The 21,227-nt window shown below is 73.0% G+C and carries 20 protein-coding genes; 10 read left to right on the forward strand and 10 right to left on the reverse strand.

The window, feature by feature from the left end:
* Position 1: 1 nt before the first annotated feature.
* Both xdhC and ASG70_RS06905 read left to right on the forward strand, forming a co-directional pair.
* Positions 2 to 838, forward strand: a complete 837-nt coding sequence (xdhC, locus tag ASG70_RS06900) for a xanthine dehydrogenase accessory protein XdhC (protein ID WP_056883080.1) — start codon at positions 2 to 4, stop codon at positions 836 to 838.
* Positions 835 to 2,148, forward strand: a complete 1,314-nt coding sequence (locus ASG70_RS06905) for a guanine deaminase (protein WP_056883081.1) — start codon at positions 835 to 837, stop codon at positions 2,146 to 2,148. The genes xdhC and ASG70_RS06905 overlap by 4 nt, the downstream gene beginning before the upstream one ends.
* Positions 2,149 to 2,206: 58 nt before the next feature.
* Here ASG70_RS06905 and aceB read toward each other — a convergent pair whose 3' ends face one another.
* Positions 2,207 to 3,814 carry a malate synthase A gene (gene aceB / locus ASG70_RS06910; protein ID WP_056883082.1) on the reverse strand — a complete coding sequence of 536 codons (1,608 nt, stop codon included), beginning with the start codon at positions 3,812 to 3,814 and terminating at the stop codon, positions 2,207 to 2,209.
* Positions 3,815 to 3,904: 90 nt separating this feature from the next.
* Between aceB and ASG70_RS06915 the strand changes: the two genes are divergently transcribed.
* Together ASG70_RS06915 and ASG70_RS06920 are read left to right on the forward strand one after the other, a co-directional pair.
* On the forward strand, positions 3,905 to 4,699 hold the full coding sequence (locus ASG70_RS06915) for an IclR family transcriptional regulator (RefSeq protein WP_056883083.1): 795 nt from the start codon (positions 3,905 to 3,907) through the stop codon (positions 4,697 to 4,699).
* A gap of 121 nt (positions 4,700 to 4,820) precedes the next feature.
* Positions 4,821 to 5,618 (forward strand): glycerophosphodiester phosphodiesterase family protein, encoded by a 798-nt coding sequence (locus tag ASG70_RS06920; RefSeq protein WP_056883084.1) that lies wholly within the window; start codon positions 4,821 to 4,823, stop codon positions 5,616 to 5,618.
* Between the two features lie 23 nt (positions 5,619 to 5,641).
* Here the strand turns inward: ASG70_RS06920 and ASG70_RS06925 are convergent, their stop codons facing one another.
* Together ASG70_RS06925 and acs are read right to left on the reverse strand one after the other, a co-directional pair.
* Entirely contained in the window at positions 5,642 to 6,085 is a 444-nt protein-coding gene (locus ASG70_RS06925) for a PA2169 family four-helix-bundle protein (protein WP_056883085.1), read from the reverse strand.
* Positions 6,086 to 6,246: 161 nt separating this feature from the next.
* A complete protein-coding gene (acs, locus tag ASG70_RS06930; RefSeq protein ID WP_056883086.1) occupies positions 6,247 to 8,220 on the reverse strand; it encodes an acetate--CoA ligase in 1,974 nt (657 codons plus the stop codon).
* A 140-nt stretch (positions 8,221 to 8,360) separates the two neighbouring features.
* Here acs and ASG70_RS06935 point away from each other — a divergent pair, with 140 nt between their 5' ends.
* On the forward strand, positions 8,361 to 9,197 hold the full coding sequence (locus ASG70_RS06935; RefSeq protein WP_056883087.1) for a hypothetical protein: 837 nt from the start codon (positions 8,361 to 8,363) through the stop codon (positions 9,195 to 9,197).
* 91 nt (positions 9,198 to 9,288) lie between these two features.
* Here the strand turns inward: ASG70_RS06935 and ASG70_RS06940 are convergent, their stop codons facing one another.
* From ASG70_RS06940 to ASG70_RS06970, 7 genes are all read right to left on the reverse strand, one after another.
* Positions 9,289 to 9,924: a hypothetical protein gene (locus tag ASG70_RS06940; RefSeq protein ID WP_082590225.1), complete on the reverse strand. Its 636-nt coding sequence runs from the start codon at positions 9,922 to 9,924 to the stop codon at positions 9,289 to 9,291.
* A 145-nt stretch (positions 9,925 to 10,069) separates the two neighbouring features.
* The gene (locus ASG70_RS06945) at positions 10,070 to 11,716 is read right to left on the reverse strand and encodes a cation acetate symporter (protein WP_056883088.1); all 1,647 of its coding nucleotides are present in this window, start codon (positions 11,714 to 11,716) and stop codon (positions 10,070 to 10,072) included.
* Positions 11,713 to 12,045 carry a DUF485 domain-containing protein gene (locus tag ASG70_RS06950; RefSeq protein ID WP_056883089.1) on the reverse strand — a complete coding sequence of 111 codons (333 nt, stop codon included), beginning with the start codon at positions 12,043 to 12,045 and terminating at the stop codon, positions 11,713 to 11,715. Before ASG70_RS06950 ends, ASG70_RS06945 begins: the two co-directional genes overlap by 4 nt.
* A gap of 215 nt (positions 12,046 to 12,260) precedes the next feature.
* Positions 12,261 to 13,790 (reverse strand): cation acetate symporter, encoded by a 1,530-nt coding sequence (locus ASG70_RS06955; RefSeq protein ID WP_056883090.1) that lies wholly within the window; start codon positions 13,788 to 13,790, stop codon positions 12,261 to 12,263.
* 4 nt (positions 13,791 to 13,794) lie between these two features.
* The gene (locus ASG70_RS06960; RefSeq protein ID WP_235531378.1) at positions 13,795 to 14,211 is read right to left on the reverse strand and encodes a hypothetical protein; all 417 of its coding nucleotides are present in this window, start codon (positions 14,209 to 14,211) and stop codon (positions 13,795 to 13,797) included.
* A gap of 4 nt (positions 14,212 to 14,215) precedes the next feature.
* Positions 14,216 to 15,040 (reverse strand): LytTR family DNA-binding domain-containing protein, encoded by an 825-nt coding sequence (locus ASG70_RS06965; protein WP_082590227.1) that lies wholly within the window; start codon positions 15,038 to 15,040, stop codon positions 14,216 to 14,218.
* Positions 15,041 to 15,049: 9 nt separating this feature from the next.
* On the reverse strand, positions 15,050 to 16,252 hold the full coding sequence (locus ASG70_RS06970) for a sensor histidine kinase (protein ID WP_235531380.1): 1,203 nt from the start codon (positions 16,250 to 16,252) through the stop codon (positions 15,050 to 15,052).
* A 35-nt stretch (positions 16,253 to 16,287) separates the two neighbouring features.
* Between ASG70_RS06970 and ASG70_RS06975 the strand changes: the two genes are divergently transcribed.
* The 5 genes from ASG70_RS06975 (at position 16,288) to ASG70_RS06995 (ending at position 21,113) form a co-directional block, all read left to right on the forward strand.
* Entirely contained in the window at positions 16,288 to 17,136 is an 849-nt protein-coding gene (locus ASG70_RS06975; protein ID WP_056883092.1) for a Fic family protein, read from the forward strand.
* 734 nt (positions 17,137 to 17,870) lie between these two features.
* Positions 17,871 to 18,608 carry a hypothetical protein gene (locus tag ASG70_RS06980; RefSeq protein WP_056883093.1) on the forward strand — a complete coding sequence of 246 codons (738 nt, stop codon included), beginning with the start codon at positions 17,871 to 17,873 and terminating at the stop codon, positions 18,606 to 18,608.
* A complete protein-coding gene (locus tag ASG70_RS06985) occupies positions 18,605 to 19,762 on the forward strand; it encodes a TadA family conjugal transfer-associated ATPase (RefSeq protein WP_056883094.1) in 1,158 nt (385 codons plus the stop codon). Before ASG70_RS06980 ends, ASG70_RS06985 begins: the two co-directional genes overlap by 4 nt.
* Positions 19,759 to 20,469 carry a type II secretion system F family protein gene (locus ASG70_RS18815; RefSeq protein WP_162253893.1) on the forward strand — a complete coding sequence of 237 codons (711 nt, stop codon included), beginning with the start codon at positions 19,759 to 19,761 and terminating at the stop codon, positions 20,467 to 20,469. Before ASG70_RS06985 ends, ASG70_RS18815 begins: the two co-directional genes overlap by 4 nt.
* Positions 20,466 to 21,113 (forward strand): type II secretion system F family protein, encoded by a 648-nt coding sequence (locus ASG70_RS06995; protein WP_056883096.1) that lies wholly within the window; start codon positions 20,466 to 20,468, stop codon positions 21,111 to 21,113. The genes ASG70_RS18815 and ASG70_RS06995 overlap by 4 nt, the downstream gene beginning before the upstream one ends.
* Positions 21,114 to 21,227: the final 114 nt, after the last annotated feature.

Raw genomic sequence — 21,227 nt, forward strand, 5'->3', positions numbered from 1 at the left:
GGTGCACTGGCTCGCAGCCGTCGAGCGGTTACGGGGTGAGCGCCGCGCCGGCGTGCTGGTCACCCTCGTGTCCGTCCGCGGCCACGCTCCTCGCGAGGCCGGGGCCAAGATGGTCGTCACCGTCGACGACGCGTGGGACAGCATCGGCGGCGGCAACCTCGAGGCGACTGCCGTGGCGAGGGCCCGCGCGATGCTCGCGGACGGCACCCGCGAGCCCCAGCAGCTCGAGCTCGCCCTCAACGAGCGCGCCCCGGTCGACCACGGCCAGCAGTGCTGCGGCGGTGAGGTGGTCGTCCTGCTCGAACCCCTGGCCGTCGCTCCCTCCGTGGCCGTCTTCGGGATGGGTCACGTCGGCCTCGAGCTGGCGCGGATCCTCGCCCGGCACGACCTCGAGCTGCACCTCGTCGACTCCCGCGCCGACCAGGTCGCCGCATCCCGCCTCGCCGTCCTCGACGACGCCGTCGCGCGGGTCCACGTGCACCACGCGCCGGTGCCCGAGCTGGTCCTCGGGCAGGTGCCGCGCGGCACCCACGTGCTCGTCATGACCCACGACCACGCCGAGGACGCAGCGCTGTGCGACACGGCCCTGCGCTGCGGCCACCTTGCCTCCATCGGCCTCATCGGGTCGTCGGCGAAATGGAGCCGCTTCCGGCAGCGTCTTGCGGCAGAGGGCCACTCGCCGGCCGACATGGAGCGGATCACCACCCCGATAGGCCTGCCCGGACTCGCCGGCAAGGAGCCGGCGACCATCGCGGTCAGCGTGGCCGCAGACCTCGTGCGTGTCCTCGAGGCGGAGCGCGCGAGCGCCCCTGCCGCCCGAGAGGGCGTGACGACGTGACCCTCTACCGCGCCCGCATCGTCGACACGCCTGTCGACCCGTTCACCGGCGCCGGCCTGCGCGCCGAGGAGGACGGCGGCATCGTCGTCGACGAGTCAGGGGTCATCCGGGCCCGGGGCCCGTTTGCAGCCGTGCGCGCAGACCATCCCGAGGAGACGGTCATCGAGCTGCCCGGCGGCATGCTGCTGCCGGGCTTCGTCGACACCCACGTGCACTACCCGCAGGTGCGCGTCATCGGCGGCCTCGGCATGCCGCTGCTCGACTGGCTCGACCAGTGCGCCCTCCCCGAGGAGGCCCGGCTCGCCGACGTCGCCTACGCCAAGGGCGTGGCCCGCGACTTCGTCACCGGCCTCGTCGACGCGGGCACCACGAGCGCCCTGGTGTTCGGGTCGCACTTCGCCACGGCCGTCGACGCGATGTTCGCGGCCGCCGACCTCGCCGGGCTCCGAGTCACCACCGGGCTCGTCGTCTCCGACCGCAGCCTGCGCCCGGAGCTCCTGTCGACCCCCGACCGGGCCTACGAGGAGGCGCGCGGCCTTGCCGAGCGCTGGCACGGCCGGGGACGCCTGCGGTATGCCGTGACGCCGCGCTTCTCCTTCTCCGCCAGCGACGCGATGCTCGAGTCGTGCGCCGCGACGTTCAAGGAGGTGCAGGGCTCGTGGTTCACCTCGCACGTCAACGAGAACCTCTTCGAGGTCGCCGAGGTGCGTCGTCTGTTCGGCGGCACGAACTACGTCCACACCTACGCCAACCACGGACTCGTCGACCGCAACTCCGTGCTGGCGCACAACGTCCACCCGGTGGACGAGGAGCTCGCGCTGCTCGCCAGCCAGGGTGCCTCGGTGGCGCACTGCCCGACCAGCAACTCTGCCCTCGGCAGCGGCCTGTTCCCGCTGCGCCGCCACCTCCAGCACGGTGTCCGGGTGGCCCTGGGCTCGGATGTCGGTGCGGGCACTGGGTTCTCGCTGCTCAAGGAGGGGCTGCAGGCCTACTTCATGCAGCAGCTCCTCGGAGCCGAGGGTGTGCCGCTGACGTCGGCCCACCTGTTGTGGCTGGCGACGGCGTCGGGTGCTGACGCCCTGGGCCTCGCCGACACCGTCGGCGACCTGTCCGTGGGCAAGCAGTTCGACGCCGTGTGGGTGCTGCCCCAGGCCGGCAACCCGCTGGACGTCGGCCTCGGCAACGCCCGCTCCACGCTGGACGCCCTCGCCAAGGTCTTCGCCCTCGGCACGACCACCGACATCGAGGGTGTGTGGGTCGGCGGCGACCAGGTCGCTGCCGGACGGTTCCGCCGCCCCGCCACCCGCTGACGACGACGCCCGCCCCGGCGTCGGGGCGGGCGTCGTCGTGTGGGGCAGCAGATCAGGGTCAGGCCTTCTCGAGCTCCAGCACCTCGGCATACGCAGGCAGCGTGAGGAAGTCGGGGAAGTCGGGGTCGATCGCGCACTCGACGAACAGCCGGCGCGCGGCCTCCCACTCACCCTGCGCGAACGCCTCCGCGCCCACGGACTCGCGCAGCGCGGCGTACTCCTCCTCGACGAGGCGGTCGACGAGCTCGCGGGTGACCTTCTCGCCGGAGGTGAGGGTGACCTCGTTGTTGAGCCACTGCCAGATCTGGGAGCGCGAGATCTCGGCGGTCGCGGCGTCCTCCATCAGGTTGTGGATGCCGACGGCGCCGTTGCCGCGCAGCCACGACTGCAGGTAGGCGATGCCGACGGTGATGTTGCCGCGCAGGCCCTGCTCCGTGCGGTCGCCCGGGGTGCTGCCGGCGTCGAGCAGGTCGTCGGCGGAGACGGACACGTCGTCGCGCTGCTTGGACAGCTGGTTGGGAGAGTCGCCGAGCACCTCGGTGAAGACCTCCTTGCAGAGCTCGACCATGCCGGGGTGGGCCACCCACGACCCGTCGAACCCGGCACCCGCCTCTCGCTCCTTGTCGGCGCGGACCTTGGCGAACGCCTGCTCGTTGACCTCAGGGTCCTTGCTCGGGATGAATGCGGCCATCCCGCCGATCGCGAACGCGCCACGGCGGTGGCAGGTCTTCACGAGCAGGTCGCTGTAGGCCTTCATCATCGGCGCGGTCATGGTCACGGCGTTGCGGTCGGGGAGGGTGAACTCCGGGCCGGCGTCACGGAAGTACTTGATGATCGAGAACAGGTAGTCCCAGCGGCCGGCGTTGAGGCCGGCGGCGTGGTCGCGCAGCTCGTAGAGGATCTCGTCCATCTCGAACGCGGCCGGGATCGTCTCGATGAGGACGGTGGCGCGGATCGACCCGTATGGCACGCCGACGTGCTCCTGGGCGAAGGTGAAGACGTCGTTCCAGAGCCGGGCCTCGAGGTGGGACTCCATCTTCGGGAGGTAGAAGTAGGGGCCGCTGCCGCGCTCGAGCAGCTCGGTGGCGTTGTGGAAGAAGTAGAGACCGAAGTCGACGAACGCCCCGACGAGCGGCTTGCCGTCGAGCTGGAGGTGCTGCTCGTCGAGGTGCCACCCGCGCGGCCGGGGCACGATCACCGGCGTCGAGGACGGGTCCTTGAGGGCGTACTGCTTGCCCTCCGGGGAGGTGAAGGCGATGGTGCGGCGGACCGCGTCCTTGAGGTTGGCCTGGCCGCCGACGACGTTGGCCCAGTGGGGGGTGTTGGCGTCCTCGAGATCGGCGAGCCACACCTTCGCGCCGGAGTTGAGCGCGTTGATCGCCATCTTGCGCTCGGTGGGGCCGGTGATCTCGACGCGGCGGTCGCGGAAGTCGGCCGGGGCCTCGGCGACCTTCCAGTCGCCCTCGCGCACCTCGCGGGTCTCCTCGAGGAAGTCGAGACGACCGGTCCGGGACACCTCCTCCCGTCGGGTCCGGCGGGCGGCGAGCAGCTCGTCACGCCGTGGCCCGAACCGGGTCTGCAGCTCGGCGAGGAAGTCGAGGGCGTCGGGGGTCAGGATCTCGTCGCTGCGCTCGACCGGGCCTCCGGTCACGGTGATGGCGGACATCGGTGGCTCATCCTCACTGTCGGGGTCGGTGCACTAGGATAGTTCCATGATACGGAATCTTCTTCTCATTCGCCGGGTGGGGAGAGATATATGAGCAACGACGGCCCGGTCCTGGACGCCCCGGCCAAGACCGGCGGGGTGCAGTCGCTCGAGCGTGCCTTCGCGATCCTCGAGACCATGGCCGACGCCGGGGGCGTCATCAGCCTCTCCCAGCTCGCGAACGACGCGCAGCTGCCCCTGCCCACCATCCACCGCCTCGTGCGCACGCTCGTCGACCTCGGCTACGTGCGGCAGGAGGCGTCACGCCAGTACTCCCTCGGCCCGCGGCTGATCCGCCTCGGCGAGACGACGTCGCGCATGGTCGGGCGCTGGGCGCGGCCCCACATGGAGCAGCTGGCCCACGAGCTCGGGGAGTCGGTCAACCTCGCCATGCTCGACGGCGACCAGGTCGTCTACGTCGGGCAGGTCATGGCTTCGCGCAACTCCATGCGCATGTTCACCGAGGTCGGCCGCCGCGTCCTGCCGCACTCCACCGGGGTGGGCAAGGCGATCATGGCCGACATGGACCCCGACCAGGTGCGGTCCCTGCTGGCGCGCACCGGGATGCCGGCTCGCACCGAGCACACGATCACCACGCCGGAGGAGTTCGCGGCCGAGCTCGAGCGCACCCGGCGGCGTGGCTACGCCCTCGACGAGGGCGAGCAGGAGGTCGGCGTACGGTGCGTGGCCGTCGCGGTGCCCGACACCCCGCAACGCCTCGCCCTGTCGCTGTCCGGACCCGTGACCCGCGTGACCGACGAGTTCGTGGCCCGGGCGACGGGCCCGCTGCACCGCGCCGCCGAGGCCATCGCGGCCCAGGTGCGAGGAACCAGCGGGGCCGCCTGACCCCTCCCTCGGTGGAAGTTCCCAGCGAGGGAGGCGAACGTTGGCCTCCCCTACGGTGAACACTGGTGGCGCGCAGGGCTTTCCGCGCCCGAGGACCGCGCAAGGGCGGCACGCTGGGCGCATGGCCTACGGCTCCGGTCCCACGCCCCTCGCCCTCGCCCACCGCGGTGGGGCCGCCCTCGCCGCGGAGAACACGCTCGCAGCCTTCGGCCTCGCCACGGCTCTGGGGTTCCGCTACCTCGAGACCGACGTGCGGCTGACCGCGGACGGGCACCTCGTGTGCTTCCACGACGCCACCCTCGACCGGGCCACCGACCACCGCGGGGCGGTGAGGCGCCGGACGCTCTCCCAGCTGCGCGGCGTACGGGTGCACGGGACCGAGCCGGTCCCCACCCTGCTGGAGGCGCTCGAGGCCTTCCCCGACGCGAGCTTCACCGTCGACCTCAAGGACCGCGCTGCCATCCGGCCGCTGGTGGAGGTGTTGCGGCGCAGTGACTTCCGGCACCGGGTGTGCGTCGCCGGGACCTGGGACGGTGCCCTCGCCGCAGTGCGGCGCGAGGTGCCTGGCGTGCGGACGGCGCTCGGCTGGCGCTCCCTGTCGGCCCTGGTGTCCGCCTCGCGCACGGGCAGGAGGCCTTCGCCCCGGATCGCCACGGCGGAGTTCGCGCACGTGCCGCTGCGGCTCGGCCGCGTGCCGGTGTTCGTCGAGCGCCTCGTCGAGGGAGCCCACCGCATCGGTGTGCGGGTCGTGGTGTGGACCGTCGACGACCCGGTCGCGATGCGGCGCGTGCTCGACGCCGGCGTCGACGGCATCATCACCGACCGCCCGGACCTGCTGCGCGAGGTGCTCATCGCCCGGGGCCAGTGGTCCCCCATACCGGCAGCGACGGAGGCCAGGACGCCTGCTTCGGCGCCCTGACCTCCGTGCGTGCCGGCCTGCGGTCAGGACGTCAGCTGCAGGGCCTTGACCTCGTCGCGGGCGGCCACGATCGCGGCGCGCTGCTGCTGGACGACCGAGCGGAATCCCTCACTGAGGTCGTCCTCGAGGGCCTTGTCGTACTCGGAGACGGCGTGGTCCTCGCCGGTCACCGCGGCACCGAGGACGCCGGAGGCGTCGTCGCCGGTGAGGGCGTCCTTGAGCGAGAGCCACCCGCGGTGGAGGGCAGCCGTGACGGTGCCGCTCTTGTCGACGTCGTCGCCGTACTCGTGCCCCATCGCCACGATGTCGCGGGCGAACGCGGCGCGCTGCTCCGACAGGCGCTCCAGCGTCGCGGCCACCTCGGGGCGGTCGCTGTCACGCAGCTTCTCGGCGGCGGACGCGAATCCCGTGCGGCCGTCCTTGAGGGTCTCCACGAGCTCCTTGGCGACCTTCTCGTCAGCAGACATGAACCGTGCTCCTTCGTGTTCGGCGGGTCCCGCGCCGGGCGCGGGACATCGTGCCTCGACCCTGACACAGCTGGAGTGGTGGTGCCTCGTCGAACGACGGCCGCGAGCACGGCGAGCCCCTGCCCGCATCGATGCGGGCAGGGGCCAGGACCGGGTCGGACTCAGTCCTCCTTGCCGGAGCCCATGCCCTCCTTGATGAGGTTCATCACCGAGGAGTCGGCCAGCGTGGTGACGTCGCCGACCTCGCGGTTCTCGGCCACGTCGCGCAGCAGGCGGCGCATGATCTTGCCCGAGCGGGTCTTCGGCAGCTCGGGCACCACCATGATCTGGCGCGGCTTGGCGATCGGGCCGATCTCCTTGGCCACGTGGTTGCGCAGCTCCTGCACCGTCTCGTCGCCGTGGTCCTCGGCTCCGCCGCGGAGGATGACGAACGCGCACACCGCCTGGCCCGTCGTCTCGTCGGTCGCGCCGACGACCGCGGCCTCGGCGACCGAAGGGTGCGACACCAGCGCCGACTCGATCTCCGCGGTCGAGAGGCGGTGGCCGGACACGTTCATGACGTCGTCGACGCGGCCGAGCAGCCAGATGTTCCCCTTCTCGTCGTACTTGGCCCCGTCGCCGGCGAAGTAGTACTTCTCGCCGAACCGCGACCAGTACGTCTCGCGGTAGCGCTCCGGGTCGCCCCAGATGCCGCGCAGCATCCCGGGCCACGGCTTGGTCAGGACCAGGTAGCCGACGGCCTCGGGGTCGTGCAGCGGCTGGCCCTCGTCGTCGAGGATCTCGGCGCTGATGCCGGGGATCGGGCGCTGGGCCGAGCCGGGCTCCAGCGTCGTGACGCCGGGCAGCGGGCTGATCATGATGCCGCCGGTCTCGGTCTGCCACCACGTGTCGACGATCGGGGCGGAGTCGCCGCCGATGTGCTTGCGGTACCAGAGCCACGCCTCGGGGTTGATGGGCTCGCCGACCGAGCCGAGGACGCGCAGCGACGACAGGTCGAACTTCGCGGGGATGTCGTCGCCCCACTTCATGAACGTGCGGATCGCGGTGGGCGCGGTGTAGAGGATCGAGACCTTGTACTTCTCGACGATCTCCCACCAGCGGCCCTGGTGCGGGGTGTCCGGGGTGCCCTCGTAGATCACCTGCGTCGCACCGTTGGCCAGCGGGCCGTAGACGATGTAGCTGTGGCCGGTGACCCAGCCGATGTCGGCGGTGCACCAGTACACGTCGCTCTCCGGGTGCACGTCGTGCACCACCGAGTTCGTGTACGCCGCCTGGGTGAGGTAGCCGCCGGTGGTGTGGAAGATGCCCTTGGGCTTCCCCGTGGTGCCGGACGTGTAGAGGATGAACAGCGGGTGCTCGCTGTCGTGGGGGACTGCCTCGTGGTGGTCGCTGGCGCCGTCTACGACGTCGTGCCACCAGACGTCGCGGTCGTCGTCCCACGCGACCTCGCCCTCGGTGCGCTTGACGACGACGACCTTGTGCACCGGGCTCTCACCGGTGACGGCGGCGTCGACGGCGGGCTTGAGGGGCGCCGGCTTGCCGCGGCGGAACTGGCCGTCGGCGGTGATGACGACCTTGGCCTCGGCGTCGGTGATCCGGGTGCGCAGCGCGTCGGCGGAGAAGCCGCCGAAGACCACCGAGTGGGGTGCGCCGATGCGGGCGCAGGCCAGCATGGCGACGACGGCCTCGGGGATCATCGGCAGGTAGATCGCGACCCGGTCGCCCTTGGAGACGCCGAGCGACTCCAGCGCGTTGGCCGCCCTGGCCACGTCCTTCTGCAGGTCGGCGTAGGTGATGGTGCGGGTGTCCCCGCCCTCGCCCTCGAAGTGGATGGCGACGCGGTCGCCATTGCCTGCCTCGACGTGCCGGTCCACGCAGTTGTGGGCGACGTTGAGCTCACCACCGACGAACCACTTGGCGAACGGCGCCCCGCTCCAGTCCAGCGTGCTGTCGAAGTCCTTGGCCCAGGTGAGCCGCTCGCGCGCCTGGGTGGCCCAGAAACCCTCGTGGTCGGCCTCGGCCTGGTCGAACAGCTCTGCCGTGCCGTTGGCCTGGGCCGCGAGCTCGGGCGAGGGTGACAGGTCCCGCTCCGTCGACTGGCTCGTGGTCGGGGTTGTGGTCCCGCTCTCGGACACGGTTCCTCCTGGGAAGGGGTGAAGACATCGGTGGCTTGCTGCTCCCAGCCAACCCGCATACCGGTCCGGTCTGCAAGGGGAGCGGTCGGCGGGGGCGTCCGGCGGCCCCCGGGCCTCGCCCAGCGGCTAGCCTGCAGGCCGTGTCCACCACCACGACGACGACGTCGGACCGGTCCCGTCCCACGCCCGCGGCACCTGCACGCCCTCTGCTGCACCGCCGCGCCTGGCCGTACGTCTCCATCCTCCTCGGGGCGGCACTGTGGTGGCCCGTCGGGTTCCTCGGCCTGCGCCCCTGGCCGCACCTGCCCCTCGACGTCTTCGCCGGAGACGCCCTCTTCCTGGGGGCCACCGCGGCCGCAGCGTCCGTCTCCCTCGTCGTGCGCTCGCCGTGGCCGAGGCTGCTGGTCGTCGTCCTCGCCAGCGGGCTCGGGTGGCTGGTCGACACCCCGACCGGTCGCTACCCGCACGAGCAGGCCGTCCTGGCGGCCCTCCTCGGAAGCGCCGCCCTCGCCGGGATCCTCCTCGGGGCGCGTGGCTCCAAGGGCCCGCTCGCCGCGGCGACCGTGCTGGCGGTCGTCGCGGGGCTCTCGCCGGCGACCTGGCCCCGCGGCCTGGCACTGGCGCTCGCCCTGGCGCTGCCGTTCGCCGTGGCGACCTGGCAGCGCGTCGCGCCGACGCTGCTGAGCCTCGTGCGCCTCGTGCTGACCTGGCTGGTGTTCGCCCTCCTCGGCAGGGCCCTGTCCTACGGCTGGGACCTCGTGCGCCCAGGCGGCGGGGGAGTCCCGGTCGGCCAGCAGGCGCGCTCGGTCGCCGACGCCGCGTGGGACTTCGTGCGCACGCAGTGGTGGACGCACTCGCAGGCCTTGCTGACCTCCTCCACGCGCTGGTACGTCGCCGCCGCGGTGCTGGCCCTCGTCGTCGTCGCGCTCAGGGTCGGGCGCGGTGTCCTGCGGCGGCGTAACTCCTCCACGGCCTGACGACCGGCGGACGACCAACCTCGGACCCCGGCGCGGTACGCCGTGCTCGGAAAGGCTCCGCGCGCGCCCGGCTGGTCGTCGGCCGGTGGGGTCACCAGCGGTGGGCGACGTCGATGACGAGCCGGCTCGTGGTGCCGTCGTCGAGCCGGAAGACCCGGAACGGCAGCCGCGCCCGGACCCCCAGGCCCATCGAGGTGTAGCCCTCGAAGGTGCCGGCCCAGGCGACCTGCCGGAACGTCGTGTAGCCGGTGACGTCGACGACCTCCCTGGGGTTGCGCGGCGTGAACGCCGCGGACCCGTTCGGGGAGTAGGCCGGGGCGTTGACGACGACGAGCAGCTTGGCGCCACCCCGCAGGGGCACCAGCTTGCCCTGCCCCTCGGTGTAGACGTTGGTCACGTACTTCACGGTGTAGCCGGCCGGCTTTCCCTTGAGGTCGACGACGAGCCGGTCGTAGCAGGTGTGGCGTCCGGACCTCACGCCGGTGACCGGTCCCGCGGCCATGGTGCGGTTGGACTTGGCGAGCGACCCCCAGGCGATGCCGCAGTACGGCGCCGTGACGGCGCCCGTGGTGGCCGTGCTGGTCGCAGTGGTGGTCGCGGTGGTGGCCGCAGTGGTGGTCGCGGTCGCCGGGGCGGCGAGGGTGGTGGTGACGGGGATGGCCCCGAGCGCGGCGGCGACGACGAGCGACCGGACGGTCAGGCGGGTCGTGCGGTGGGTGGTGTGCATGGCGTCCTCCCTTCGGACACCCCAATGACGTCCTCGTGCCCGCCGTGGTTGACCGCGGCTCACGTGCACGGTGCCGCGCCCCCTGTGCGGGGACGCGGCACCGTGGTCTGCGGGCGGGTCGGGCGCGACGCCGGACCCGCGTCACCTAGTGGGTGGTCGCCTTCTCGGCACCGTGGCCGGTGAGGGAGCGCACCTCCATCTCGGCGTACTTCGCGGCGTTGTGCTCCTTGCTGGTCACGGTCCCGAGCCAGCCCAGGACGAACGCCAGCGGGATGGACACGATGCCCGGGTTGTCGAGCGGGAACCAGTGGAAGTCGGTGCCCTGCAACATCGACAGCGACTTGCCCGTGGCTGCGTCGACCGGCTTGCCCGACACCACGGGGCTGAAGACGATCAGCGTCAGCGCCGTGATGAGCCCGCCGTAGATGGACCACAGGGCGCCCCGGGTGTTGAAGCGCCGCCAGAACAGCGAGTAGAGGATCGTCGGCAGGTTCGCGGACGCCGCGATGGCGAACGCGAGGGCGACGAGGAACGCGATGTTCTGCCCGTTGGCGAGGATGCCGCCGAGAATGGCGAAGATGCCGATGACGACCGCGGTGATGCGGGCGACCCTCACCTCGTCCTCGGCCGAGGCCGTGCCCTCCTTGATGACGGAGTTGTAGATGTCGTGGCTGAGGCTGGCGCTCGCGGTGATGGTCAGGCCGGCGACGACCGCGAGGATCGTCGCGAACGCGACCGCCGAGATGATGCCGAGCAGCAGCTCCCCGCCGAGCTCGTAGGCGAGCAGCGGCGCGGCCGAGTTGGCCTTGCCCGGCGCGGCGGCGATCGCCTTCGGGCCCACGAGGGCGGCGGCGCCGTACCCGAGCACGAGGGTGAACAGGTAGAAGATGCCGATGAGCCAGATCGCCCACTCCACGGACTTCCGGGCCTCGCGCGAGGACGGCACCGTGTAGAAGCGCATGAGCACGTGCGGCAGGCCGGCGGTCCCGAGGACCAGGGCCAGCGACAGCGAGATGAAGTCGACCTTGGTCAGCCCGCTCTTGCCGTACTGCAGACCCGGGTCGAGCACCTTCTTGCCACCGGAGGCCTGGACGGCGTCGCCGAGCAGCGTGCTGAGGTTGAGCCCGAACTTGCCGAGCACCCACAGGAACATCACGCCAGCGCCGATGATGAGCAGGACCGCCTTGATGATCTGCACCCAGGTCGTGCCCTTCATGCCGCCGATCAGGACGTAGGCGATCATCAGGACGCCCACGACGGCGATGACCAGCGACTGGCCGGCCTTGTCGTCGATGCCGAGCAGCAGGGCCACGAGGCCGCCGGCGCCGGCCATCTGCGCCAGCAGGTAGAAGAAGCAGACCGCGAGCGTCGAGATCGCCGCGGCCATGCGGACCGGACGCTGCTTGAGCCGGAACGACAGGACGTCGGCCATCGTGTACTTGCCTGCGTTGCGGAGCAGCTCGGCCACGAGCAGCAGCGCCACGAGCCAGGCCACGAGGAACCCGATCGAGTAGAGGAAGCCGTCGTAGCCGTTGAGGGCGATGGCTCCCGCGATGCCGAGGAACGACGCCGCCGACAGGTAGTCACCGGCGATGGCGATGCCGTTCTGCCTGCCGGTGAACGCGCGGCCACCGGCGTAGAAGTCGGCCGCGCTGCGGTTGTTCTTCGACGCCCTGATGACGATCCCGAGCGTGATGAGGACGAAGATGCCGAAGATCGTGATGTTGAGAGCAGGGCTGCCCACGTTGGTGGCGGCCGGCACGAGCGCGGGAACGGCGGTGGGGGCGCTCATCGGTGGTCCTCCCCGATGGTCTTGGCGAGCGCAGCCGCGCGCGGGTCGAACTCCCTGTCGGCCCAGCGCACGTAGACGATCGTGATGACGAAGGTGGAGACGAACTGCCCGAGGCCGAGGATGAGGCCGATGTTGATGTTGCCGAACACCTTGGTGCCCATGAACCCCGGCGCGTAGGTGGAGAGCAGGACGTACAGGAAGTACCAGGCGAGGAACAGCCCGGTGAGGGGGAAGACGAACCGGCGGAAGCGGGTCCGCAGCTCGTCGAACTCCGGCGACCCCTGCAGGTCGACGAAGGGGTCGTGATCCGTGCGAGCGTCGTTGCTCACGGGACACCTCCAGGTGGCTGACGTGGCGCGGCCGGCGTGCGAGACGACCGCAGTGGCCGTGGTGGGCGGCCCGTGCGCCACTGTGACGGGGACGACACCGGTGCGGGAGGTACGGCGCGGGTCCCCGCGCCGTACGGGGTGTGCGGTCGGCGGGTGGACGCTCGTCCTGCGCCGAACGGTCGCCCGGCCGCGACCAACGGCACCTCGGCCGCCACTCAGTCGCGGTCGAGCGCCAGGTCCTCGGGGGTGTGCAGGCGGACCATGGTGCGTGCGGTGTGCCGCGGGACGCGTCCCGGTGTGGCCAGGGAGACGACGACGGCGGTGGCGAACGCCAAGGGGATGCACCACGCCGCGGGCTGGCCGAGCAGGGCTCCCGACCAGCCGGGTATGGGGCCTGCCAGCACCGTCGCGGCCACCGCGGTGGCCGCGCAGGCGCCGCCCACCACCAGTCCCGAGGCCGCCCCGACCGTGCTCAGGCCGCGCCACCACGAGCCGAGGACGAGCAGCGGGCAGAACGTCGACGCGGCGACGGCGAACGCCAGGCTCACCATCGTGGCCAGCCCCACCGGCTCGACGACCCGGGAGGCGACGAACGGCACCACCACCGCCAGTCCGGTCGCGAGGCGGAACCCTTGCACCACGGTGAAGTCGTCGCCCGTGACGCGCCCGAGCCGTCGCCGCAGGAGGTCCTGGTCGAGCACCCCCGCGACCGACATCGTCAGGCCGGAGGCGGTCGACAGGAACGCCGCGAAGGCGCCACCCGCCAGCACCGCCGACAGCAGCTCGCCGCCCGTCCCCGGTGTCATCACCCCGGGCAGCCGCAGGACGAGCGTGTCAGGGGCGACGCCGTCGGGCAGCAGCGGCAGGTACACGCGCCCCAGCACGCCGTACAGCGGGGGGAAGAGGTAGAACGCGCCGAGCAGGGCGACCACGGTCAGGGTCGTGCGGCGGGCCGCGCGGCCGTCGGGGTTGGTGTAGAAGCGGACGAGCACGTGCGGCAGCCCCATCGTCCCGAGCGCCAGGGCCAGCAAAAGGCTGTAGGTCGAGTAGACCGGGTGGCCCTGTCCTGCAAGGCCGCCCAGCGGTTCGGCCCACCCCGTGCCCTGCGCGGCGATGGCCGGAGCGGGCGAGCCGTCGCGCAGCCAGATCGCCAGCAGCACGAACGCAGGCACGGCGATCGCGGTGAGCTTGACCCAGTACTGCACCGCCTGCACGAGGGTGATCGAGCGCATCCCGCCGGCCGCGACGTTGGCCACGACGACGAACGCCACGACCAGCCCGCCCACCCAGCTCGGCGCCCCGGTCACCGCGCCCAGCGCCAGGCCGGCGCCCTGCAGCTGGGGGAGCAGGTAGAGCCAGCCGATGGCGACGACGAGCACCGAGCAGAGCCGGCGGACGACGGTGCTCTCGAGGCGCGCCTCGGCGAAGTCGGGCAGCGTGTAGGCGCCGGACCTGCGCAGCGGTGCGGCCACGAGGACGAGCAGCACGACGTAGCCGACGGTGTAGCCGACGGGGAACCAGAGCATGTCGAGCCCGTTGGTGTAGACCAGCCCCGCGATGCCGAGAAAGCTTGCGGCAGAGAGGTACTCGCCGCCGATGGCGCTGGCGTTCCGGTATGGCGTGACGGTGCGGCCGGCCACGTAGAAGTCGCTCGTCGTCCGCGAGAGCCGCAGCCCGAACGCCCCGATGGCGAGCGTCACCGTGCAGACGAGGGCGATGGCGACGAGACCGTATGCGGTGTTCACGGCCTCACCGGCGCCCCACGGCGGCCGAGAACTCGGCCTCGATGCGCTCGCTCTGGCGCACGTAGAAGCGGGCGACGACGAGCGCGACGGGGTAGACGACGACCGCGAGCACGAGCCAGGGCAACGGGACCCGGCCGATCTCGAGCGTCCGGGTCGCAGGGACGAGCAGGAAGAGCAGCGGCAGGCCACCGAGCCCCACCGCCCCGAAGGCCAGGACCAGCCCGGCCAGCCGGAGCTGCGCGGACATCAGCCCGGACATGTAGACCTCGCCGAGGTTGCTCTGCTCGTCGATCTCGCGCGTCAGGGGGCGCACGTCGCCGCGCAGGGTGGCGTCCCGCCGGGTGCTGGTGACCCGGACCCGTAGGGGTGCAGAGCCGTCGGCGTCGTCCACCGGCACGTCGCCAGGGCCTCGAGGACTCACCGGGTCACTGGTCGACCCGGGCTGCCGGACGCAGCAGCCGGTCGCGGAGCTCGCGGGTGTGCCGGCGGCTCACCTGGAGCTCGACGTCGTCGAGGACGACGCTGCACCGGCCGTGCTCCATCCGCACCTCCCGGACGTGGGCCAGGGAGACCAGGGTGCTGCGGTGGATGCGCACGAAACCCGCTGCCGCCCAACGCTCCTCGAGAGTGCTGAGGGGGATCCGCACCAGGTGCGAACCGGCCGGCGTGTGCAGGCGGGCGTAGTCACCCTGCGCCTGGGCGTAGCGCACCTGGCTGCGGGTGATGAAGCGGGTGACGCCGGCCAGCTCCACCGGGATCGTCTCGTCCGCGTCGGCCGGTGCTGCCGACCCACGACCTGTGCCCGTGGCGACGGGCTCCACCGAGGCGACCACGCGGCGTACCGCCTCCGAGAGCCGGTCGGGGCGCACCGGCTTCATGACGTAGTCGACGGCGTCGACGGCGAAGGCGTCGACCGCGTGCTGGTCGTGGGCCGTGACGAAGACGACCTGGGGGCGCTCGGTGAAGCGGGCGATGACCCTTGCGAGGTCCATGCCGTCGAGCCCCGGCATCGAGATGTCGGAGAACACCACGTCGATGTCGCCGGCCTCCAGGGCCCGCAGCGCCTCGGCCCCGCTGCCGGCCGTGCGCACCTGGGCGATCCGCTCGTCCTGGCGCAGCAGCCAGCTCAGCTCCTCGAGGGCGGGCTGCTCGTCGTCGACGACCAGGGCGCGCAGGGCAGTGCCCGCGGGGCCGACGGTGGCGTCGCGCGGGCGGCGGGGCTCCGGCTCGCCGGAGGGGGCGCCAGCCATGGCCAGAGCCTACGTGGTGGCGTGCACGCCGGGGGCGTACTTGGGCACCCGGAAGCTCACCTTGGTGCCCGCCCCGGGAGCCGTCTCGACCACGAGCCCGAACTCGTCGCCGTACACCTGGCGCAGCCGCGCGTCGACGTTGCCGAGCCCGACGTGGTCGGCGCCCGAGCGCCCGTCGAGCACCGTGCGGATCGCCTGCGGGTCGGACCCGACGCCGTCGTCCTCGATGCTGATGCCCGCCTCGGCGCCCTCGTCCGTGGCGACGATGCTGATGTGCCCACCGCCCTCCTTGCCGGCCAGCCCGTGACGCACGGCGTTCTCGACGAGGGGCTGGATCGCGAGGTAGGGCACGGTGACCGGGAGGACCTCGGGGGCGATGAGCAGGGAGATGCGCAGCCGGTCACCGAACCGCGCCTGCTCGAGCACGAGGTAGCGCTCGACGTTGCGCAGCTCCTCCGCCAGCGTCGTGAAGGCGCCCCCGCGGCGCAGGGCGTAGCGCGTGAAGTCGGCGAACTCCAGCAGCAGGTCGCGCGCGCGGTCGGGGTCGGTGCGCACGAACGAGGCGATCGCTGCCAGGGAGTTGTAGATGAAGTGGGGGCTGATCTGGGCCCGCAGCGCGCGCAGCTCGGCCTCCATGGCCCGCGTCCGCTGGTGCCCGAGGTCGGCGAGCTCGGCCTGCGTCGCCATCCAGCCGGCCACCTCCTCCGTGGCCCGCGCGAGCCCTGCTGAGGCGTGCGGACCGTATGCGGCGATGGCCGCAACGACCCGGTCGCCGGTCACCACCGGTGCCACGACGGCGCCCCGGACCGGGCAGTCGGGATCGGAGCAGGTCACCTCGCCGGGGCCGAGGACGATGGTGTGCCCGGTACGCAGCACCTGCTCGGCGTCCGCCCGGGCGTGGGCCGCGTGGTGGTCGGCCGCGCCGTCCCACGCCAGGAGGGAGGCGGCGTCCGTGACGGCGACCGCGGGCGCGCCCAGCAGCTGGCGCAGGTGGCGCGCGGCCTTCGCGGTGCCCTCCGGCGTCAGGCCGTCCTGCAGGTGCCGGGCGGCGAGGGACGCGGTGTGCAGGGTGGCGTGCGTCGCGTGGTCGACGTCGGAGACGAACCCGCGCGAGCCGCTCCGGCCGTGCCGCAGCAGCCGCAGCAGGGCGTAGGTGAGCAGCATCCCGCCGGCGACCACGATGGCGGTGGGGAGGTGGAAGCTGCCCGACACATGCGCACTCTAGGACGAACCCTAGGCTGCTGGTCGTGCCTGACCCCGCCGACGCCCTGCGTGCCCTCGCCGACCTCCCCGGCGTTTCCGAGCGCGTCGCCGCAGCCCGTACCGCGTGCGAGCAGCTGCGCTGGCACGAGGCGCTGCGGCGCCGGATCCCCGAGGCCTCCGCCGAGTCACGTGTACGCGGTGCGCAGGCGAGCGCCGCGCTCGAGGGTGCCACCGTTCCCCTCGACCTCGTGCGCGACGTCATGCGCGGAGCGGCTCGCTGGCCCCTCGCGCCCGACCCCGTCGAGCAGGTCGCCAGAGGCGCCGTGCAGGCGACCGCGGAGAGCGAGCACGTCCGCTCGCTGGTGGCCACTGCGCCGTTGCAGGCCCTCGCCCGGCTGCACGTCGCGGCCGCCTCCGGGCTCGTCGACGACGCCCAGCTGGGGCGCCCGCGCGTCGCAGGGGAGACCAGTACCGAGCTGTCCGACCTGGGCCCGGCCCCGGAGGCCGAGGAGCTGCGGGCGCGGCTCGACGGCCTCGTGCAGGTCCTGACGGTGGCCGCGGCCGACGGAGTGCCCGCGCTCGTGGTCGCCGCGGTGGCGCACGCCGAGGTGGCCGTGCTGCGGCCGTTCGTGCGCGGCAACGGCGTCGTCGCCCGCGCCCTGGAGCGGGCCATCGTCCAGGCACGCGGCCTCGACCCCACCGGGGTCGCCGTCACCGAGGCCGGGCACGCCACGCAGGGTGGGCCCGCCTACCTCGGCGCGCTCGCGGCATACGGCACCGGGTCACGGGCCGGGGTGGGCCTGTGGTTGGAGCACTGCGCCTCCGCCCTCGTGGCCGCCGCCGAGCAGGGGTCCGACATCTGCGACGCGGTCCGGGCCGGCCGGCTGACGTAGCGGCTGACCCGGGCACCTGGGGCCTGCTGGCCCGGCCGGGCTGCGTACCGATGGGTAGTCCGGGAGACACGCCGCGACGGCCCACGAACGCCCGGCGGGGCAGGAAAGTCAAGGGTTCACTTTGGCTGCGCGCCGGAGTACACCTGAAGTGACGTCGACGCACGCGAGTCCGACGACCACCGTGATCCGACTCGGGTACCCACGCGCGGGCAGTCCACTGGTGGACCGATCGTGACGGGCTCGTCCCGGTGCGACAACTACAGGAAGCACGCCTGGTCACCCGAGGAGGGTCACGGTTGATGGCACCCCGCTCCGGCGGGGTGCCATCGTCATGTCGGTTGCGGACGTTTGTTGGTGTTCGGCGGCACTGGGGCCGACCACCTGAACCGAGCCTGAAGAACGACCCACCGAAGTTGGGCAGACGAGTTGCGGTTGAACGCTTGATGGTCCACGATGATCGTGTTCGTTCCCCGCAAGGGTAGAGCGGACCGGCGCACCTGCTCCTCCCCCCCGGAGCACGGCGCGTCGACGGCCCCGGTTGTCCCCCCGACCGGGGCCGTCCCCTTTTCCCCGACGGTTCGCCGGCTGCCCCCTCGCCGGCCGCCGTTGCCCCCAGCGGCCCTCGTCGACCGACCGCTCCCGGCTGTCCACAGCGGCGGTCCGCGAGGCGGCCCGTCCACAGGGGCTGACCCGGCTGGGCACGCCTGCGTGTGCCGCGGGCAAAGGTGGGTGCCATGAGCCACCGCGTCGTCGGAGTGATCGGAGCCTCGGGGGGCCTCGGCACCTCGACCCTGGCCGTCGCCCTCGCCCTGCGCGCTGCACCCTTGGTAGGGGCGGTGGCGTGTGTCGACCTGGTCCTCGGGGCTGGAGGCGTGGACGTGACCGCTTGCGTCGAGCACCTGCCCGGGCTGCGGTGGGCAGACCTCGCCGGCGCCCGGGGCCGGATCGACGGGGCCGACCTGCTGGCCGCCCTCCCGGCGGAGGGACCTGTGCGGTTCCTGGCCGCAGGGAGCTCGCGGGACGCGCCTGCTCACGGCCCCGTCGGTGGAGGGCTGGCGCTGCCCGACCCGGTCGTGGTCGAAGGGGTCTCGGCCCTGTCGGGGGTGTGTGGACTGACCGTGCTGGACCTGGGGACGTCGCCCCGGTGGGCCTCGCTCTGCACGGACGTGGTGCTCGTCTGCGGCTCGTCGGCACGCCAGCTCGCCGACGCCGGTGCGTGTGCCGCCGGCCTCGCGGGTTCGGGCGAAGCGGTCGTGCGCCTCGTGCTGCGCGCGGCGCGTCGCGAACAGGTGGGCCCGGAGGAGGTGGCAGCGCACCTCGACCTGCCGCTGGCGGGGGTGTTGCGGGACGACCCCAGGACCGTCAGTGACGCGGACCGTGGGCGGCCTCCGGGCAGCCGTGCCGGCGGAGCCGTGAGCGCGACCGCCGACCAGGTGGTCCTCGAGTGCGGTCTGGTCGGGGTCCCGGCATGACGCCCGTCGACGGCGGTGGTGGAGTCGCGCAGGCGGACCGCATCGCGGCGCGGATCCGCCGAGGAGAGTCGCCGGACGAGGACGGTGTCGAAGCGGTGGCCACCACCGGTGCGGTGCACCTGGGGTTCGACGGTGCGCGGGCGGCGAGGCAGGCGCTCGCGGCCGAGGTGCTCGGCCTGGGCCCGCTGGAGGGCCTCGTGCACGACGAGACCGTCACCGACGTCCTCGTCAACGGCGACGGCTCGGTCTGGGCAGACCGCGGAGCAGGGTTGGAGCGTTGGCCGCTGGACCTGCCGGACCCTGCTGCTGCGCGGCGGCTCGCGGTCAGGCTCGCGGGACTGGCAGGGCGCCGGCTCGACGAGAGCCAGCCCTGGGTGGACGGGCTGCTGCCCGGTGGCCTGCGCCTGCACGCCATCCTCCCGCCGCTGGTCGACGGGGGCGCCCATGTGAGCCTGCGGGCGGCCCGGGCCCGCGCCGACGGCCTGGCCTCGCTCGCCGGCACCGGCATGTTCACCCCCGCCGTGGAGCGGCTGCTGCGCGCTGTGGTCGATCGGCGCCTGTCCTACGTCGTCACCGGTGGCACTGGTTGCGGCAAGACCACGCTGCTCGCCGCCATGCTGGCCGAGGTGCCGGCGGCTGAGCGGCTCGTCGTCGTGGAGGACGTCCGCGAGCTCTGCATCGCCCACCCGCACGTCGTGCGGCTGCAGGGCCGCGGCGCCAACGTCGAGGGCCACGGTGCCGTGGGGCTCGTCGATCTCGTCCGTCAGGCGCTGCGGATGAGGCCGGACCGCCTGGTCGTCGGGGAGGTCCGCGGGCCGGAGGTCCGGGAGATGCTTGCTGCGCTCAACACCGGGCACGAGGGCGGGTGCGGCACCCTGCACGCCAATGCTCCCGCCGACGTCCCCTCCCGCTTCGACGCCCTCGGGGCGCTGGCGGGGCTGCCGCGCGACGCCGTGCAACGGCAGCTCGCGAGCGCCCTGCAGGTCGTCGTCCACGTCGAACGCGGCCCTGCCGGTCGACGCGTGTCCTCGGTCTCGGTGCTGCGCTGGACCGGCGCCGAGGTCGTCAGCGAGGTGGCCGTGGACGCCGTCACCGGCTCGAGGGGTCCGGGCTGGCCGCTGCTGGACCACCTCGCCGGAGGGGCGGGGCGGTGAGCTGGGTACCTGTCGTGGTGGCGCTCGTGGTGTCGTCGGTCCTGCTGTGGCCCGGGTCCGGGGCGCGGGTCAGGGCTGCTCGGCCCGCTCGCGACGGTCGCGGGACGGCTTCGCGCGGTCCGGGTTCTGCTGCGGCGGGGCGACGTCGGACGGTGGTCGCGAGCCCGGGGGAGGTGGAGGCCGGGCTCGCCGAGCTCCTGTCGCTCGTGGCTGCACCACTTCGTGTCGGCGTCTCGCCAGCCTCCAGCATCGCCGCAGCCACCACCGCTGTCGCCGACGACCGAGTGGTGGGTGAGCTCACTTCTCGCCTCGTCGATGCGGGGCGCTCCGGCGACGACGTGTCCGAGGTCTGGCGCGACTACGAGGCGGGTGGGGAGGCAGCCGCGTTCGTGGCCCGGGCCTGGGCCCTCAGCGAGCGGACGGGCGCGCCCCTCGCGGATGCCCTCGGTGCCGCCGAGCAGGTGCTGCGGGCTCGTCAACGCACCCGTCAGCGCCTCGCGAGCGCGGCTGCCGGACCACGCGCCTCGATGATGGTGCTCACCCTTCTGCCCCTGAGTGGGCCCGTCGTCGGCCTGGCTTGCGGGGTCGCTCCACGAGAGCTCTACCTGCAGTCGCCGCTGGCCCTGGCGAGTCTTGGGCTCGGACTGGTCCTGGCCTTCGTCGCCTGGTCATGGAGCCGGGCGATCCTCGCCAGGGCGGCTGCGTGACCCTCGGCGTCGCCGCGGCCACGCTCGCGGTCCTGGCCGTGGCGCTGTGGCCGGGCCGGCCACCGTCGCGGTCGCCGTCACGATCGCCTGAACGGTCGCCGCGGTCGCCGCGGTCGTCGGGGTCGTCGCGCGGTCTCGGCGGCTCCGCCTCGACGAGCCGCCTCGCCGCTCGCCTGCGCCCTCGCAGGAGCGCTCACGGGCAGGCCCCGGTCGATCAGGTCGCCGACACGCTGGTCCTCCTCGCGCTCGCACTGCGGGCGGGGCTCGGTCTCGTCGAGGCCCTCGACGAGGTGCGACCCGGGGCAGGGGACGAGGTCGCCCGCGACCTGTCCGCCGTCGTGGCGGCCCTGCGCTGGGGCCGCACGGCGCGGGAGGCCTGGTCCTACGCCGGTGACGTGTGGCGCCCTGCCGAGCTGGCGTGGGTGGTGGCCGACGAGACCGGCGCCGCCCCGGCCTCCCTCGTCGAGCAGGCGGCGCTCCGGTTGCGCGAGGAACTCGAGCGCGACCGGGAGCGGCGGGCCTCGCGCGCAGGCGTCCTGCTGGTGCTGCCCTTGGGGCTCGGCTTCCTTCCCGCTTTCGCTTGCACGGCCGTCGTGCCCGTGGTCCTCGCGCTCGCGCGCACGGTCATCGAGGGTTCGCGGTGACCGCCTGCCCAAGGCACTCCCGCGCGGGGACGGGTGTCCACAGCCCTTCCTGTCGGCCCACCCCGTCCACAGCGCCGTCGCCGGCTCTGGCTCGTGCGCTCGGCCGGCGCTGGA

This window comes from Phycicoccus sp. Soil748 (assembly GCF_001428025.1).
GTDB lineage: Bacteria > Actinomycetota > Actinomycetes > Actinomycetales > Dermatophilaceae > Pedococcus.